This is a genomic window from Bacillus sp. MYb209 (assembly GCF_002975175.1).
Taxonomy (GTDB): Bacteria; Bacillota; Bacilli; order Bacillales; family Bacillaceae_G; genus Bacillus_A.
This window is the reverse complement of sequence record NZ_PCNZ01000005.1, coordinates 94,482-110,900: the sequence shown is the minus strand read 5'-3', so window position 1 is coordinate 110,900 and position 16,419 is coordinate 94,482. Positions and strand designations below refer to the sequence as shown.

The window sequence follows — 16,419 nt, the reverse complement described above, 5'->3', positions numbered from 1 at the left end:
TGGAGGAATGAACATGTTAAAATCATACCGAGCTGGGCTCATTAGTTTATCATTATTACTTGTTTTTGTTTTATCTGGCTGCAGTAATGCAGGCACAATTGATTCACATAGTACGGGAATTTGGAACCATTATTTTGTATATCCAATATCGTATATGATTCAATTTGTTGCTCATCATATATCTGGTGGAAGCTTTGGGATTGCTATCATTGTCATTACGCTTGTTGTTCGTTCAGCACTGATTCCATTAGCTGTTTCGCAATATCGTAGTCAAATGAAAATGAAAAAAATGCAACCTGAATTACAGAAGCTGAAAAAGAAACACGGTGATGTGGGTAAAGATCTTGAAAAACAAAAGCTGTATCAAAAAGAAATGTCAGAACTAATGAAATCAGGCGGTTGGAATCCGTTAGCTGGTTGCTGGCCAATCTTTATACAAATGCCGATTTTCTCTGCTTTGTATTACGCGATTAGCCGAACTGAAGAGATTCGTACATCTTCATTTTTATGGGTAAACTTAGGACATGCAGATCCATATCATATATTACCGATTATCGCAGCGTTAACAACATTTATTCAAATGAAGGTGTTCCAATCAAATATAACGCCTGGAGAGCAAGTGCAAATGCTGAAAATACAGCAAATTATGATGCCAGCAATGATTTTGTTTATGGGTATTGCGGCACCGTCAGGACTTGTGTTGTATTGGATTACAGGTAACTTATTTACAATGACACAAACAATTGTATTAAGAAAAATAATGGAACGTGAAGAATTACAATTACAAAAAGCTTAGAGAAACACCGCTCGTGATGAGCGGTGTTTTTTATTTGCATCGTTAAGGAAATTTTAAGAAACCAACATTACTATTGGCATTGTATACGTAAGTGTACATGCTTTAGAAATATGAAGGAGGAAATTTCCTATGAAGAAAAAAACAGTTGGGTATTTAGCGATTGCAGGTGCTTTATCATTTGGAATTATAGGAGGAGCCTGCATACCAGCATTTGCGGCAACGAATACGCAAGCAGCTGAGCAACCTACAAAAACGGCGAAAAAGGATTTAGATGCCACTACAAAACAAAAAGTAAAAACGATTATGGATGATACAAAGAAACAATTAGAGGAACTAGGTGTGAGATTCCCAGAGAAGGGTAAGCACAAGGAAATGTTTGCAGGATTAGATGATCAGGCAAAAGAAAAAGCGAAGTCAATTTTAGAGCAAGAAAAGTCTGGAACATTAACTCGTGAGCAAGCGAAAGAGAAATTGAAAGAATTAGGCGTAAACCTTCCAGAGAAAGGGAAGCGTGGTGACATGTTCGCGAATCTAGATGATCAGGCGAAAGAAAAAGCGAAAGCAATTTTAGAGCAAGAAAAGTCTGGAACATTAACTCGTGAGCAAGCGAAAGAGAAATTGAAAGAATTAGGCGTAAACCTTCCAGAGAAAGGGAAGCACAAAGATATGTTCGCGGATTTAGATGATGCGACAAAAGAAAAAGCGAAGTCAATTTTTGAGCAAGAAAAGTCCGGAGCATTAACTCATGAGCAAGCGAAAGAAAAATTGAAAGAATTAGGAGTAAACCTTCCAGAGAAAGGGAAGCACAAAGATATGTTCGCGGATTTAGATGATGCGACAAAAGAAAAAGCGAAGTCAATTTTTGAGCAAGAAAAGTCCGGAGCATTAACTCATGAGCAAGCGAAAGAAAAATTGAAAGAATTAGGAGTAAACCTTCCAGAGAAAGGGAAGCACAAAGATATGTTCGCGGATTTAGATGATGCGACAAAAGAAAAAGCGAAGTCAATTTTTGAGCAAGAAAAGTCAGGGAAATTAACTCGTGAGCAAGTGAAAGAGAAACTGACGGAACTAGGCGTGAAACTTCCAGAGAAAGGGAAGCATGAAGACATCTTTGCGAACTTAGATGATCAGGCAAAAGAAAAAGCGAAAGCGATTCTAGAAAATGAAAAGAAACAACTAGCGGAATTAAATGTCGATCTTCCAAATCATAAATTTTTCATGAAAAAAGATGATAAATAATTGAACTATGCCGTATCTTTCGTGTGGGCAACCGAAAGATACATATGTGAGGAGGCTGTCTTTGGAACAGCCTCCTCTTATTATGTAGGTTGCTATCGTTGTCGTTTTTTGTTGGGAAGTCGATATAATTTCATTTACCAGATCACGTTGTTAACGAGAGAGCAAATTAGAGAAATATGGTAACTTCTGTTATAATATAAGGAGAGAAATATTTTTTATGTTATATAAAAAAATATATTGATTTTTTCTAACAATTCAATATAATGAACAATAACTACAAAATTCGACATCAAGAAGTGATGATGAGGACATGATCAATTTTTTACGATTCTCAGAGAGGGAGGCCTTTGGCTGTGAGCTTCCTAATACGGAAAAATGGATTACCACCTCTGAACTGCAGCAGTGAACGGATATCTAGTAATTGCTTGCCGGCAAAAACCGTTATTTAGACTTGAGAAATTGGTGAAGTGTGTCACTTTACTAATTGAAACAAGGGTGGAACCACGAATAAAACACTCGTCCCTTTTTTAGGGAGGAGTGTTTTTTTATTTCATTTTTGCATCACACTAGAATTGGAAGGAGGATACGCAGCATGCATCATGATGAGAAAAACAAAATTGGTTTAACAGTAGCACTTTCTATCGTAGTAGGAACTATTATTGGGTCTGGTGTGTTTATGAAACCAGGGAGCGTATTAGATTACTCGGGGAGTTCTAATATGGCAATCCTTGCTTGGGTAATTGGTGGTCTGTTGACGTTAGCAAGTGGTTTAACAGTAGCCGAAATTGGGGCGCAAATTCCGAAAAATGGTGGGTTGTATACGTATTTAGAGGAGATTTACGGAAGTTTTTGGGGGTATTTATCTGGCTGGATGCAAACAATTGTTTATGGACCAGCTATTATTGGAACGTTAGGTTTGTATTTTAGTTCTTTAATGATCAATTTTTTCTATTTAGATAAAGTATGGAATTTACCAATCGCAATTGGAACAGTTGTGTTCCTAGGCGTTGTAAATAGTATGGGAACAAAATATGGGGGCATCGTCCAAACGGTTACGACAGTTGGGAAGATGATTCCGATTATATTAATTGTTGTGCTAGGGTTTTGGAAAGGGAATAGTGATATCTTCAACGTAGTTGTACCGATATCAGAAAATCAAAGTATCGGGATGGCAATTTTAGCAACTTTATTTGCCTATGATGGTTGGATTTTGCTTGCTTCTATCGGCGGAGAAATGAAGAATCCAACAAAGTTATTACCAAAGGCAATGACAGTTGGGATTTTAATTGTAACTGCTGCTTACGTATTAATTAACTTAGCGTTATTAAATGTATTACCAGCAGCGAAAATTGTAGACCTTGGAGAAAATGCAACAGCGACAGCTGCGGGCATGCTACTTGGAGAATATGGCGGGAAAATTATTAGTATTGGTATTATCATTTCTATTTTCGGTTGTTTAAATGGGAAGATTTTAACGTTCCCGCGTATTCCGATGTCGATGGCAGAGCGTGGACACCTTCCGTTTTCTAAGTTTATCGCAAAGGCACACGAGAAGTTTAAAACACCAGCGAATGCGATTACTGTTGAAATCATATTAGGAATTATTTTAATGCTTATTAGTGATCCGAATAAGCTATCTGAGATTTCCGTATTCATTATTTATATTTTCTATGTAATGACGTTTATTGGTGTCTTTATTCTAAGAAAGCGTAACAAGGATAAAGAGCGTGCATATAGTGTACCGTTATTCCCAATTGTACCAATCGTTGCGATTTTAGGATCGTTGTTTGTACTTGGAAGTGCGATTATTAACGATCCGATAAGTTGTTTCTTATCGATTGGAATTGTATTTACAGGACTTCCGGTGTATTGGTACTTAAATAAGAAGAAAGAAACTGGAGTTTAATGATTGAAGGGCAGGCGTATAATACGCCTGCCTTTTTTGCTGTAAAAAAATTATACTTGCGTCCACTTTCTCTTTTGGTTACTATAATAGTAGTAACCAAAAGAGAAAGTGTGGGGGAAGACTTGAATTTTCGTGTATATATTTTAGCTATTGCGGCTTTCGTAGTCGGAACGGTTGAGCTAATTATAGGAGGAACGCTCGATTTAGTTGCCAATGATTTAGGTGTGTCGATTAGTGCAGCTGGTCAGCTTATTACAATATTTTCAGTAGTATTCGCTCTATCAGGTCCAGTTTTATTAGCAGTAACAGGAAAGTTTGAAAGAAAAAGATTGTATGTTGGGGCATTGTCGATTTTCTTAATCGGAAATATTATTTCAGCATTTAGTGTGAATTACGGGATGTTAATGTTCTCGAGGGTAATTTGTGCAGCGAGTGGATCGCTTATTATTGCACTATCGGTAACACTTGCTTCTAGTGTAGTAGAGCCACATTTTCGTGCGCGTGCAATTGGAATCATTTTCATGGGTATTAGTGGATCACTCGTACTTGGAGTACCACTCGGCCTTGTGCTTGGAAATGCATACGGATGGCGTGCTCCATTTGTATTAATTTCGATATTAACTGTTATGGCAATCGCTTGTATTTCGTTGTTCTTAACGAAAGTACCAGCGACATCAGTATTATCAATAAGAGAACAAATCGCTACGTTAAAAGATAAAAAAATTGTAAGTGCACAGTTAACATCATTTTTATTTTTAACGGGTCATTTAACGCTATACGCATATTTAACACCGTTTTTAAAAGATGTCATGCATGTTGAAGCAAACTGGATTAGTGTGTTTTACTTTATTTTCGGAATTGCAGCGGTACTTGGAGGTGGCCTTGGCGGCTGGCTTGCGGATAAATGGGGATCGCAGAAAAGTATTATTTCCATCATTATCGTATTTGCATGTGCAATCTTTATGTTGCCGATGATGACATTCTCATTCCCGCTCTTCATCATTATGATGGGATTATGGAGTATGCTGAGCTGGGCGATTTCGCCAGCACAGCAAAACTATTTAATTGAAATTGCACCAGAATCAGCTGGTATTCAGCAAGGTTTAAATAACTCTGCACTTCATTTAGGAATTGCGCTCGGTTCAACAGTGGGCGGAGTTGTTATTGAGAAATCATCTGTTATATATAACGCTTGGGTAGGCGGCGTTTTCATTATATTGGCGCTGCTTTGTACGATTTTCTCTATTACGAGAGGGCTTTCTAATCAGCTTGTGAAGGAAGAATCTATCGTTTGATAGGTTCTTTTTTTGAAGAAAATTAAAGGATTTAGTAGAGGAATAGAGAAGGTGGTAGGTAGCGAGGTGATAATATATGTATTCGAATTTTTCGATTATTGGTTTTCTAATGTCGATAGTTCCGTTATTTCTTATTATTTTTGTATTTAGATGGGTTCGTTTCATCTATCAAAATTCAGAGAAACAAGTGGAGCAGAATGAGAAAATTATTGAGCTGTTGATGGAGATAAAGGAGAAGAATAAGTAATAGTATTTATTTGTAAAATTAGTATATAAAGATATAAAGTAATCTAATTTTAGCAAATTTGAAAGGTACTTTTGAAAGTGCCTTTTTATTATGTTTAAAGGGTTGAGCACAAATTATCTTTATTTATCAATAGTCAAATGGAAATGAGGAATTCAAAACTCGCAGTTTATCCATTTAACTTTCTCAATATTTCGACAGTATGTTACAAAAAAACCACCTATTCTCTTTTTTTACTATAAGTACAATGAAACAGTAAGATTGCTTCATGTAGAAATTTATATATGGTGGTGGAGAGAGTGAAACGAAAGGTAATCGGAAAATGGTTTAGTTTTTTTAGTGCTCTTATTGTTTTATTAGGAATTGTAGTACCACAAGCAAAAGCAGAAGTAATGAACAGAGAAAAGTATGAAATGGATTGGAGTTATAGTAAAGCAAAAGATCGTGACATAAAGACCGAAATAATTAAAACTGCCTCGGGTAGTATTGCGTATTGTTTAACGCCTGATTTACGTTCTCCTAATGGAGAAGATTTACCTGATATTGGAAAAATATCTGATGCTGTATACCGTGTTTTACTTAATGGATATCCCAAAAAAAGCCCATCTGAATTAGGTGTAGCGACAGTGGAAGAAGCGCATTATGCTACACAATTAGCAGTATGGATTGCATCAAATGAATTAACTGAAGAAGATTTAGTTGTAAAAAATGAACAAGTACATAATCTTATGAAGCGTTTAGTAGAGGCTTCAAAAAAAGAAACTGGATCACAAGATGTATTTTTTAAAGTTAATTCTATAGATCCACAAACTGCAATGCAAAAAGGTGATTATTTAGAAACAGGGTTTTATGCAATTCAAACAAATGCAGTGTCTGGTTCCTATACAATTCTTCCTGAAAATGCTCCTAAAGGTATTAGAATTGTAAATGAAAGAGGAGAAGAGAAAAGTACATTATCAATTAATGAAAAATTCAAAATTTTAATTCCGAAAGATACGATTAGTGGGAATTTTAAAATGAAAGTGAAATCTACTTTAACAAATTTACAAGCAATAGCTTTTAAAGGCTCGGAAAAAATTCAAAACACAACGGTATTGTTACAAAGAAATAGTGAGAAAATCAGTACAGATTTAATCGTAAACTGGGAATCGGTAGGATCTTTAAGGATTATGAAATTAGGAGAGCAGAAGGAAGTATTAAAAGGGGCTGTGTTTGAAGTTTCTAATGAAAACTTTAAACAAAATGTTACTACAAATGATAAGGGGATTGCGGAGTTAGGAAATCTTTCTATCGGTATATATAGCGTGAAAGAAATTCAAGCGCCGGCTGGATATGTGTTAGACAATGCTGTTAAAAAAATTGAGGTGAAAACTGGTGAAACAGCTGTATTAGAATTGAAAAATGAAAATATAAAAGGTGAACTAGAAATAACAAAAGTAGATGTAGCCGATGGAAATACGAAATTACCAAATGCAGAGTTTACAATTTATAACGAGCAAGGGAAAGAAGTAGTAAAAGGAAAAACGAATGAGCAAGGTGTAGCGAAATTCAAACTGCCATACGGAAAGTACACGTATAAAGAAACAATAGCACCGAATGGATATGTAATTAATGGGGAGACATTCGCATTCGAAATAAAAGAGAATGGAGAAATTATTAAACATATCGTTCAAGATAAAAAAGTAGAAGGTGAACTAGAAATAACAAAAGTAGATGTAGCCGATGGAAATACGAAATTACCAAATGCAGAGTTTACAATTTATAACGAGCAAGGGAAAGAAGTAGTAAAAGGGAAAACGGATGAAAAAGGTGTAGCGAAATTTAAACTACCATACGGAAAGTACACATATAAAGAAACAATAGCGCCGAATGGATATGTAATTAATGAAGAGACATTCTCATTTGAAATAAAAGAGAATGGAGAAATTATTAAGCATACTGTAAAGAATAGGAAAGAAGAGAAACCCTCTACAACTCCTAAACCGGATCAGCCTCAAACACCGAGTGGAGAAGTAAAACCTTCTATAGATGATGTGAAGGCAATAGAAAAGCCTGCTAAGGATGAAGTTCGTTTACCAATGACAGGTGGTACGAAAGAGTTTGCGCTCTTATTTATTCTAGGGATTGGTTTTATTATTGCTGGTGCATATGTGTTAAGGTTGAAAAATAGAAAAGAAATGTAGAAAAATTGAGGTGGGAGTTTTACTGCCCACAAATAGCGGGATAAAAAAGAGCTGTACCAAATGAGTATGTAAAACTCCGTTTGGTACAGCTTTTTTTGTATGGAAAATTATATTATCTATTCAAATGGTAGAATCGATTTTGGGATTTGTTAATACCTCAACTTCATCAACAATTCCTTAATTTCCTCATCCTGCATAAAGAGATCATGGTGCTTCTCTGTAATCTTCGCAAGTGCAACGTCATGATAGAAGAACTCCGTAAAGAACTTCACGAAAGGTTGTGACATTGTTTTCATCGCTTGCCATGATTCTTGCTCTACACCAGCAAATAAAATTTCACGATCGTCAACGATGAGTAGTAAGTAACGCTCTAATGCGTTAGGTTCTTCAGTTGGGATTAGAAAATGCATGTTTTCTAAATCTGTTTTTACTTTTCCAACTATGAGGGACTCGATCTGGACACCCTGTTTTGCTTTTTCTTCTAGTAAAGGAAGATATTCTAAAAGGGTATCGTTCCATGCGGAGATGCGTATGGATTCTTTCGCATCTTCTACAAGTTGCCTACTTTGTACTTTAATAGAAGACTGCATTTTTAAACTCCAAACGCGGTCATCTGTAAATGACTTTTTAGAAATATTATTTTCAAGTTCTTTAATATTAGATTGGAATTCTGTCGTTAACTTTTCAATTGCTAGCTTGAGTGGTAATGCGGTATACAATTTTTTCTTTTCAGAAACAGAATCCATTACCATCCCTTTATCAATTAGTCGTGCTAACACTTCGTATATTTTTGCTTTTGGAACACCTGAATGTTTAACGATAGTTGTTGCATCTAATGGTTCATTGCTTGATACGACAACTTCATAGGCCTGGCTTTCATATTGTGAGAAACCGAATTTTTGTAGCATAGTTCCCTCCGAACGAATGAGATTATATGTTAAGGATAATGAACTATTTGTTTTTACACAAGTGTTGAGATAACAAGTAGGTTGATTGAAATGAGAATAAATTTCAAGTTTTTAAACTATATGGATTGAGCTTTCTGATTTATCTATTATACTTAATATAGTGATTAATATGATTAAATTTCATCGAGAAGGGGGTGCTTGAGGGACGATGTTGAGAAGTTTACGTTTAAAAATTGCAGTAGTATTTTCGGTGCTTATTTCTATGATGTTTGTAATATTAGGTACAGCTGTGTATCAATTGCAAAAAGAGAAAGAAACGCACTCCTTAGACCAGTATTCTGAAAATACGATGGATCTTGTGACAGAGCAGTTAACTGCATTTATGCAGCGAATTGAAGAAGATATGGGTCATTATGGAACTCATGATGATATTCAAAACATGCTACAAGATGGGGTTACCCCAGAAGAGGAGAGTTTTATTTTAAAGGAATTTTCAAGGTTTAAAAAGAATCATCCTGATATTTTAGATGTCTACATAGGGACGAAAGATAAAAAAACGTTGAGTGCAAATCTTGCTGAAGGAGGCAAAGTATCGGAAGGATATGATCCAACAAGTCGTCCTTGGTATAAAGCGTCAGAAGTAGATACAAAATCGATTATTTGGGGACAACCACAATATGAAATCGCGACGGGTAAGTTAAGTATTGGAGTTTCAAAAGCCATTGTCGGACAAGATGGTTCTGTGTTAGGTGTTGTAGCAATGGATGTATCACTAGGGACGATTCAAAAGCTACTCCATAATATTCAATATAATAATGGTGGAGAAATGTTTATCATAAATGATAAAAATATTGCCATTGTGTACTCGGAGAAAGTAAGAAAAGATGTTTCGAAAGAACCACTTGTTAAAAGTTTAAATAAAGATGAAACGAAATTTGCGGCGGCGACATTAGGTGGAAAAGATGTAGTAGCCTATAGTCAATTGTTTGATAAGATGAAATGGAAAATCGGGATTGTATATCCGAAAGAGTCCATTGATAACTTACTAATAGAAACAAGAAATACAGTTATTATAATGGCATGTATAAGTTTATTAATTGGAATATTAGCTTCATATGTATTCTCAAGAAGATTAGCAAGACCATTACAACTATTAACAAATCACGTTCAAAAAGTAGCGGAAGGTGATTTAACGTTGCAAATGAAGGTGACAAGTAAAGATGAGGTTGGTACGCTTACGACTCACTTTAATGATATGGTTGAGCAAATGAATGAAATGGTAAGTAAAATTAAAAATAGTGTATCGACAGTACAGCAATCGACTCACAATCTGCATTATTTAACGAATGAAACTGTAGCAGCTAGTAGAGAAGTTTCAGGTGCAATGGATGATGTGAGCGGAGGCGCGTCTACTCTTGCTAATAGTGTAGAGGAGGTTTCAGCGCAACTTGAAAATATGGTGCAGTCGATGGAAGAAATGAATAGTTCCGTTGGTGAAATAAAGGGAGTGACTGGCAAGGCGGAAGAAGCATCTAAGCAGGGACTCAATACGATGCGAAATTTAGTTCGTACAAGAGAACAATCATCTTCTATCGTTGTTCATACGGAAGAAGCATCCGGTAAGTTAGAGCAAAGGGTTGGATTGATTCGAAATGTGGTAGAACTTATAAAAGGTCTTTCGGATCAAACGAATTTACTGGCTTTAAATGCTTCAATTGAAGCAGCACGTGCAGGTGAGCAAGGTAAGGGCTTCTCTGCTGTTGCGGAAGAGGTTCGAAAATTAGCTGAACAATCAAAAGAGGCAACGGGTGAGATTGCAATAATGATTAGTGGTGTGCAGTTAGAAGTAAAACGAGTTGTAGAAGTTGTAAGTAAATTGAAAGACATTGCGGATATACAAAATAAAGTTACGACAGAGGCGGAGACAGAATTTCGCACAATTATGTCAGTTGTAAATACTATTAGTACCTCAGTTGAAAAAATTGTAGAAGAGGTAAATAACATAGGTCACGAGCAAGAAGAAATTACAGAAGTTATGCAAACAATTGCTAGCACGAGTCAAGAGAGTGCGGCTGTTTCTGAAGAGGTAAATGCAGCAACTGAGTCACAAGTGAATCATTTAGAAAAAGTAGCTCATACGATGGAAAGTGTGACAGAGAATATGCAGGACTTAGAGAGATTGGTTGAGCAGTTTAAAGTAGAAGAAAACAGATTAGTAAAGTGATGAGGATTTAGGTAAAATAGACAATGGATATATAAGAAGCGATTATAGGAGGTAAGTGTTACTATGGCAATTGTTGACGTATCGATTATTCCGGTAGGAACAGGTAATCCAAGTGTTAGTGAATATGTGGCAGAAGTACAAAAGGTGCTAGAGAAAAATGCTGATCGCGTGAAGTATCAATTAACACCGATGAATACAGTTATTGAAGGAGATCTTCCTGTCATTTTAGAAGTCATTCAACAAATGCATGAAGTTCCATATACGAAAGGTGCACAGCGTGTTGCGACAACAATTCGTATCGATGATCGCCGTGATAAAGTAAGTACGATGGAGAAGAAATTAAACTCTGTTCGATCAAAATTATAAGAAAAAGCAGCGATCTTCGCTGCTTTTTTCATATAGGAGGAAAATAAGATGAGTGAAAAGTTTAATGAGCAATTTGATGGATTATTAGAGAAATATACAGAATTATTGCTAGGAGAAAGTAATGAAGAGCGAAAAGAGCAGGTACAGAAATGGGCACTTTATTCTTATATAGCTAAGACGATGCCAGCTTTAGTGAAACATTGGAATGAGACGTATCCAGATGCAAAAGAAGAGATGGTACAGTTAATTACGAATATTAAAAAGCTGAATGATGAGAAGCGAAATGAGAAGTAAGAAGGCTTGAGATAATGTTACCTCAAGTTTTTGTTATTAATATCCTCATATAATTTAGATGAAATATAAATGGTTTTGTGAGCATGTCGAATATTTTCGGCATGCTCATTTTTTCCCTAGTAAACTCCTTTTTTCTAAATGTCGAAAAATATTTCTTCATATTTACAAGCGAGAATATAGGGTTTTAAATGTTTTGATAGTATTTTATAAATTATCTAAATAATTATTTGTATCAAATAATTTTAAACAGTGATATAATTTTGAAGAGGGGTAAAAAACAGATAAAGTATAGTCTTAGGGGTGAATTACATGGAACAATTAATGCGAAATTCGTTTCTTTTCTTGTCTAAAAATAAAGCGCTAACAAAACTGGCTAAAAAGTACGGTTTACGCTTTGGTGCAGGTCGATTCGTCGCAGGGGAGACGATTGAATTAGCGACAGCTGCAATTAAAGCATTAAATAAGCAAGGTCTTTGTGTAACAATCGATTATTTAGGTGAATTCGTTGATAATGAAGCGGAAGCAAATGAAATGGCTAGCGAATCGATTGAAGCGATTCGTGCAATTGGAAGAGAAGGTCTTGATTCGCAGCTTTCTTTAAAGATGACTTCTATGGGATTAGATATCTCTGACGAAATCGTAATGAACAATATGCGCCGTATTTTAGAAGCTGCAAAAGAAAATGGTGTGTTTATTACAATTGATATGGAAGACTATACGCGCTGCGGGAAAACAATTGATATCTTTAAACAATTAAAATCTGAATACGATAATATTGGTACTGTTATTCAAGCTTATTTATATCGTACAGAAAAAGATATTGAAGATTTAAATGCTTATAATCCTAATTTACGTCTTGTAAAAGGGGCTTATAAGGAACCTGAAGAAGTAGCGTTCCCAGACAAGAAAGATGTAGATGACAATTATAAAAAAATTATTAAAATGCACTTATTAAATGGAAATTATACTGCAATTGCTTCACATGACGAAGCGATTATTGAATATACAAAAAAACTTGCCGAAGAACACAATATTTCAAGGGATCAATTTGAATTCCAAATGTTATTTGGTATTCGTACAGAGCGTCAACTTGAGCTAGTAAAAGAAGGCTATAAAATGCGTGTTTACGTACCGTATGGAAACGACTGGTATGGTTACTTCATGCGCCGTCTAGCAGAGCGTCCAGCGAACGTTGCGTTCGTATTAAAAGGTATGATCAAAAAATAACCAAGGAGAAATTTCTCCTTGGTTATTTTAATTGCTGAAATGCATAGTGCGCCATTTTCTTCGTATCAGGATATAGTTGTGTACGAGTAGAAGATAATACGACGTTAATGATACGTTTACCGTCTTTTTCATCAACTGTTACAACTGTATATTTTCCGAGTGCTGATAAACCGCTTTTACTTCCAATCGCATATGGATCGTCATATAGTTCTTCTCGTCCATAGTTTGCAATTTTTGGAGAGCGCTCTGAAGTATGTAGTGTTGTATGTATTGAATTCATATATTCTAAAACGATCGGATACTTCAAGGCTTCTTTCGTAATAATAGCAATGTCATAAGGTGATACTTTATTTCCAAGTGCATCAGCACCGCTTGCGTTTTTGAAAGTTGCATGTTTTGTACCAAGTTCTTTCGCTCTAGCATTCATCATTTTAACAAACCCTTCTTTTGATCCTGCAATATGTTCTGCAATTGATTCAGCGATTGGGTCTGCACTAATGATCAGCATAAGCTTTAATGCCTCATCACGTTTTAATTTTTCACCCGCGTGAAGCTTAATCTTCTTACTTTGACTTTCCGTTTTAATCGCATTTTCCGTAACCGTAATTTCCTCATCTTCTTTTACATTCTCTAGTAAGAGAAGAGTCGTCATCATTTTGGCTATACTAGCCGGATAAGAGCGTTCATCTTCACGTTTTCCATACAAAATTTTCCCTGTGTCTGCATCGATTGTAATCCCATATTGACCAGTAATGTTAGGTTGATCTACTCTTACAACTTGTTGCCGTTGTGCATAAGAGAAGAAAATCATCCCTGTAAATAGTGTGGCAATCATTACAATCATAATTATTGTTCGTTTCATCGTCGTTCCCTCTTTTGTTTTCCATATGTACAAATAAATTGGGCAGAAAAAGCAGCCATTAATCATTATGCCACGTTCTCTGCCCAAAAATATAGCGTTATTTTTCGCCCATATTATGCTTCTTATATTGTTGGTTATTACCTTGACGCCCTTTTTCAACACCGTGATTATGCGGACCTGCATTTCCAGTTACGCTTGCTGCGCTAATTCCAGCTTTTGAAGGGTTCTTCTTAAGTTTTGCCATATATATTCCTCCAGTTTCGTCAGATTATAAAAAGGGAAAGTGCATTTTAATGAAGAAAATACACATGTATAGCATAGCCAAATGAAAGAAATATATTTATTTCAGAAAATTTTATCAATAAATATATTGCGAAAATTCAAACTGTATCATATATTTATTAGTAGAGGCTCACTCATTGATTGCGACTTATGTCGAAAAATTGAATGAGCATTCATTCAAGAATAGGGGGAGAAATGGATGTTCCAAATTAAAAAGGCTGCTGTTCTAGGTTCAGGCGTAATGGGTTCAGGAATTGCGGCACACTTAGCTAATATTGGTATTCCGACATTATTGCTTGATATTGTACCACCGGCGCTTACGAAAGAAGAAGAAGCGAAGGGACTTACATTAGAACATAAAAGTGTGAGAAATCGTTTTAGTAACACGGCTTTGCAAAAACTAGTAAAGCAAAAACCAGCTCCTCTGACAGTGAAAGGTAATCTAGCACTGATTGAAGCAGGAAACTTAGAAGATGATCTTGAGCGTCTTGCTGATGTAGATTGGATTATTGAAGTAGTAGTTGAAAACTTAGATGTTAAAAAGACACTATTTGAAAAAGTAGATGCGGTCCGTAAACCTGGCTCGATTGTGAGCTCAAATACATCAGGAATTTCCGTTGAAAAAATGGCAGAAGGTCGTTCAGACGACTTCCAGAAACACTTCTTAGGCACACACTTTTTTAACCCACCACGATATTTAAAACTTCTAGAGGTAATACCGACGAAAGAAACTGATCCACAAGTATTAAGCTTCATGAAACTATTTGGCGAAGACGTTCTTGGAAAAGGCGTTGTTATCGCAAAAGACACACCAAACTTTATTGGAAACCGCATCGGTACGTATGGCTTGCTTGTAGCGCTTCAAGAAATGATTAAGCGTGGCTATAGCATTGGAGAAGTTGACTCTGTAACAGGTCCATTAATTGGTCGTCCGAAGAGCGCAACGTTCCGCACATTAGATGTTGTTGGTTTAGATACATTTGTACACGTTGCAAATAACGTATATGAAAATGTACAAGAAGAAGAGCGTGATGTATTTAAAGTACCTGCTTTCATGCATGACATGCTTGATAAAAAATGGCTTGGAAGTAAAACGGGGCAAGGCTTCTTCTTAAAACAAGGAAAAGAAATTTTAGAATTAAATCCAGAAACGATGGAATATGAAGCGCGTAAAAAATTAAAAGCTGCATCCGTAGAGCTAAGTAAGCAAGAAAAAGGATTAGCGAATAAATTGAAAGCGCTTGTATACGCGAAAGATCGCGCAGGAGAGTTGTTATGGAATATTATCACACCAACTCTTTTATACTCTGCAAAACTTCATAAAGAAATTGCTGACGATATCGTTGCAATTGACCAAGCGATGAAATGGGGCTTCGGCTGGGAGCAAGGTCCATTTGAAATTTGGGATGCAATTGGCGTTGAAAAATCCGTTCAAAAGATGGAAGAAAACGGCGTAAATGTACCTGCTTGGGTGAAAGAAATGGTAGAGAAAGGTTTTGCTACTTTCTATAAACATGATAATGGCGATAGCTACTATTACGATAACGGTGAATATAAGCTAATCGAACGTAACAAAAAAGCAATTTCGCTTAAGCAATTAAAAGCGAAAAACGGTGTGTTAAAGAAAAATAGCGGAGCGAGCTTAATTGATTTAGGCGACGGCATCCTTTGCTTAGAATTCCATTCGAAGAGCAATGCAATCGGTATGGATATTACGCAAATGATTAACTACGCTGTTGATGAAGTAGAGAAAAATTATAAAGGTCTTGTTATCGGAAACCAATCGAAGAACTTCTGCGTTGGTGCGAACCTTGCAATGATCTTAATGGAAGCACAAGATGACAACTACTTTGAAATTGAGTGGGTTGTGAAAAACTTCCAAGATGCAATGACGAAAATTAAGTATTCTTCTAAGCCAGTTGTAGCAGCGCCATATGGTATGACACTTGGCGGCGGTACAGAAGTTTGTTTACCAGCAGCGAGCATTCAAGCTTCTAGCGAAACATATATGGGCTTAGTAGAAGTAGGTGTTGGTCTAATTCCTGGCGGAGGGGGTAACAAAGAGCTATACATTAAACACTTAAACAAGATGGCAAACGGTGTAGAATTCGACTTACAAAAAGTTGCGAATAAAGTATTCGAATCTGTAGCGATGGCGAAAGTTTCTACATCAGCACAAGAAGCTGTATCGAACAACTTCTTAGGCGATAAAGACGGTATTAGTGTGAATGGTGATCACTTACTATATGATGCGAAACAAAAAGCACTTGCTTTATATGAAGCGGGTTATAAAGCGCCTATCCGCAAAAAGATACCAGTTGTTGGTGAGACAGGATATGCAACGCTTGTACTTGGTGCAGAAGCAATGCATTTATCAGGTTACATTTCTGAGCATGATCTTCACATTGCGAAGAAACTTGCATATGTCATTGCGGGCGGAAAAGTGCCGTACGGAACAGAAGTTGATGAGCAGTATTTATTAGATGTAGAACGTGAAGCATTTATTAGCTTAGTAAGTGAGATGAAATCACAAGCAAGAATGCAGCACATGCTTGTAAAAGGAAAGCCATTACGTAACTAATAACGAGGGGAG

The 16,419-nt window shown here is 36.1% G+C and carries 13 protein-coding genes and 1 other annotated feature; of the genes, 10 read left to right on the top strand and 3 right to left on the bottom strand.

Annotated elements, in window-relative coordinates; all coding sequences use genetic code 11:
* Positions 1–13: 13 nt before the first annotated feature.
* The 5 genes from CQZ94_RS11755 to CQZ94_RS11735 all read left to right on the top strand — a co-directional run bounded on the left by CQZ94_RS11755 (position 14) and on the right by CQZ94_RS11735 (position 7,663).
* Positions 14–796, top strand: coding sequence for a membrane protein insertase YidC (locus CQZ94_RS11755; protein WP_105585531.1), 783 nt, complete (start codon positions 14–16; stop codon positions 794–796).
* A gap of 129 nt (positions 797–925) precedes the next feature.
* Positions 926–2,035 (top strand): hypothetical protein, encoded by a 1,110-nt coding sequence (locus tag CQZ94_RS11750; protein WP_105585530.1) that lies wholly within the window; start codon positions 926–928, stop codon positions 2,033–2,035.
* Between the two features lie 290 nt (positions 2,036–2,325).
* Positions 2,326–2,562: a binding site (T-box leader), on the top strand.
* 65 nt (positions 2,563–2,627) lie between these two features.
* Complete coding sequence (locus tag CQZ94_RS11745; RefSeq protein ID WP_105585529.1) at positions 2,628–3,941, top strand: APC family permease; 1,314 nt, start codon at positions 2,628–2,630, stop codon at positions 3,939–3,941.
* Positions 3,941–5,236, top strand: a complete 1,296-nt coding sequence (locus CQZ94_RS11740) for an MFS transporter (protein WP_105585528.1) — start codon at positions 3,941–3,943, stop codon at positions 5,234–5,236. The genes CQZ94_RS11745 and CQZ94_RS11740 overlap by 1 nt, the downstream gene beginning before the upstream one ends.
* A 528-nt stretch (positions 5,237–5,764) precedes the next feature.
* Positions 5,765–7,663, top strand: coding sequence for a thioester domain-containing protein (locus CQZ94_RS11735; RefSeq protein WP_181149479.1), 1,899 nt, complete (start codon positions 5,765–5,767; stop codon positions 7,661–7,663).
* 149 nt (positions 7,664–7,812) lie between these two features.
* Here CQZ94_RS11735 and CQZ94_RS11730 read toward each other — a convergent pair whose 3' ends face one another.
* Complete coding sequence (locus CQZ94_RS11730) at positions 7,813–8,571, bottom strand: TrmB family transcriptional regulator (protein WP_105585526.1); 759 nt, start codon at positions 8,569–8,571, stop codon at positions 7,813–7,815.
* A 208-nt stretch (positions 8,572–8,779) separates the two neighbouring features.
* Between CQZ94_RS11730 and CQZ94_RS11725 the strand changes: the two genes are divergently transcribed.
* The 4 genes from CQZ94_RS11725 to CQZ94_RS11710 all read left to right on the top strand — a co-directional run bounded on the left by CQZ94_RS11725 (position 8,780) and on the right by CQZ94_RS11710 (position 12,682).
* On the top strand, positions 8,780–10,795 hold the full coding sequence (locus CQZ94_RS11725) for a methyl-accepting chemotaxis protein (protein WP_105585525.1): 2,016 nt from the start codon (positions 8,780–8,782) through the stop codon (positions 10,793–10,795).
* Between the two features lie 63 nt (positions 10,796–10,858).
* Positions 10,859–11,161, top strand: coding sequence for an MTH1187 family thiamine-binding protein (locus tag CQZ94_RS11720; protein ID WP_001018862.1), 303 nt, complete (start codon positions 10,859–10,861; stop codon positions 11,159–11,161).
* Between the two features lie 48 nt (positions 11,162–11,209).
* Complete coding sequence (locus tag CQZ94_RS11715) at positions 11,210–11,455, top strand: YusU family protein (protein WP_002145027.1); 246 nt, start codon at positions 11,210–11,212, stop codon at positions 11,453–11,455.
* 309 nt (positions 11,456–11,764) lie between these two features.
* Positions 11,765–12,682, top strand: a complete 918-nt coding sequence (locus tag CQZ94_RS11710) for a proline dehydrogenase family protein (RefSeq protein WP_105585524.1) — start codon at positions 11,765–11,767, stop codon at positions 12,680–12,682.
* 22 nt (positions 12,683–12,704) lie between these two features.
* On the opposite strand, the gene CQZ94_RS11705 is transcribed toward CQZ94_RS11710, so the two are convergent.
* Complete coding sequence (locus tag CQZ94_RS11705) at positions 12,705–13,544, bottom strand: D-alanyl-D-alanine carboxypeptidase family protein (RefSeq protein ID WP_105585523.1); 840 nt, start codon at positions 13,542–13,544, stop codon at positions 12,705–12,707.
* A gap of 97 nt (positions 13,545–13,641) precedes the next feature.
* Complete coding sequence (locus CQZ94_RS11700) at positions 13,642–13,788, bottom strand: YuzL family protein (protein WP_001096344.1); 147 nt, start codon at positions 13,786–13,788, stop codon at positions 13,642–13,644.
* A 237-nt stretch (positions 13,789–14,025) separates the two neighbouring features.
* On the opposite strand from CQZ94_RS11700, the gene CQZ94_RS11690 reads away from it, so the two are divergent.
* Positions 14,026–16,407 carry a 3-hydroxyacyl-CoA dehydrogenase/enoyl-CoA hydratase family protein gene (locus CQZ94_RS11690; protein WP_105585522.1) on the top strand — a complete coding sequence of 794 codons (2,382 nt, stop codon included), beginning with the start codon at positions 14,026–14,028 and terminating at the stop codon, positions 16,405–16,407.
* The last annotated feature ends 12 nt before the right edge of the window (positions 16,408–16,419 follow it).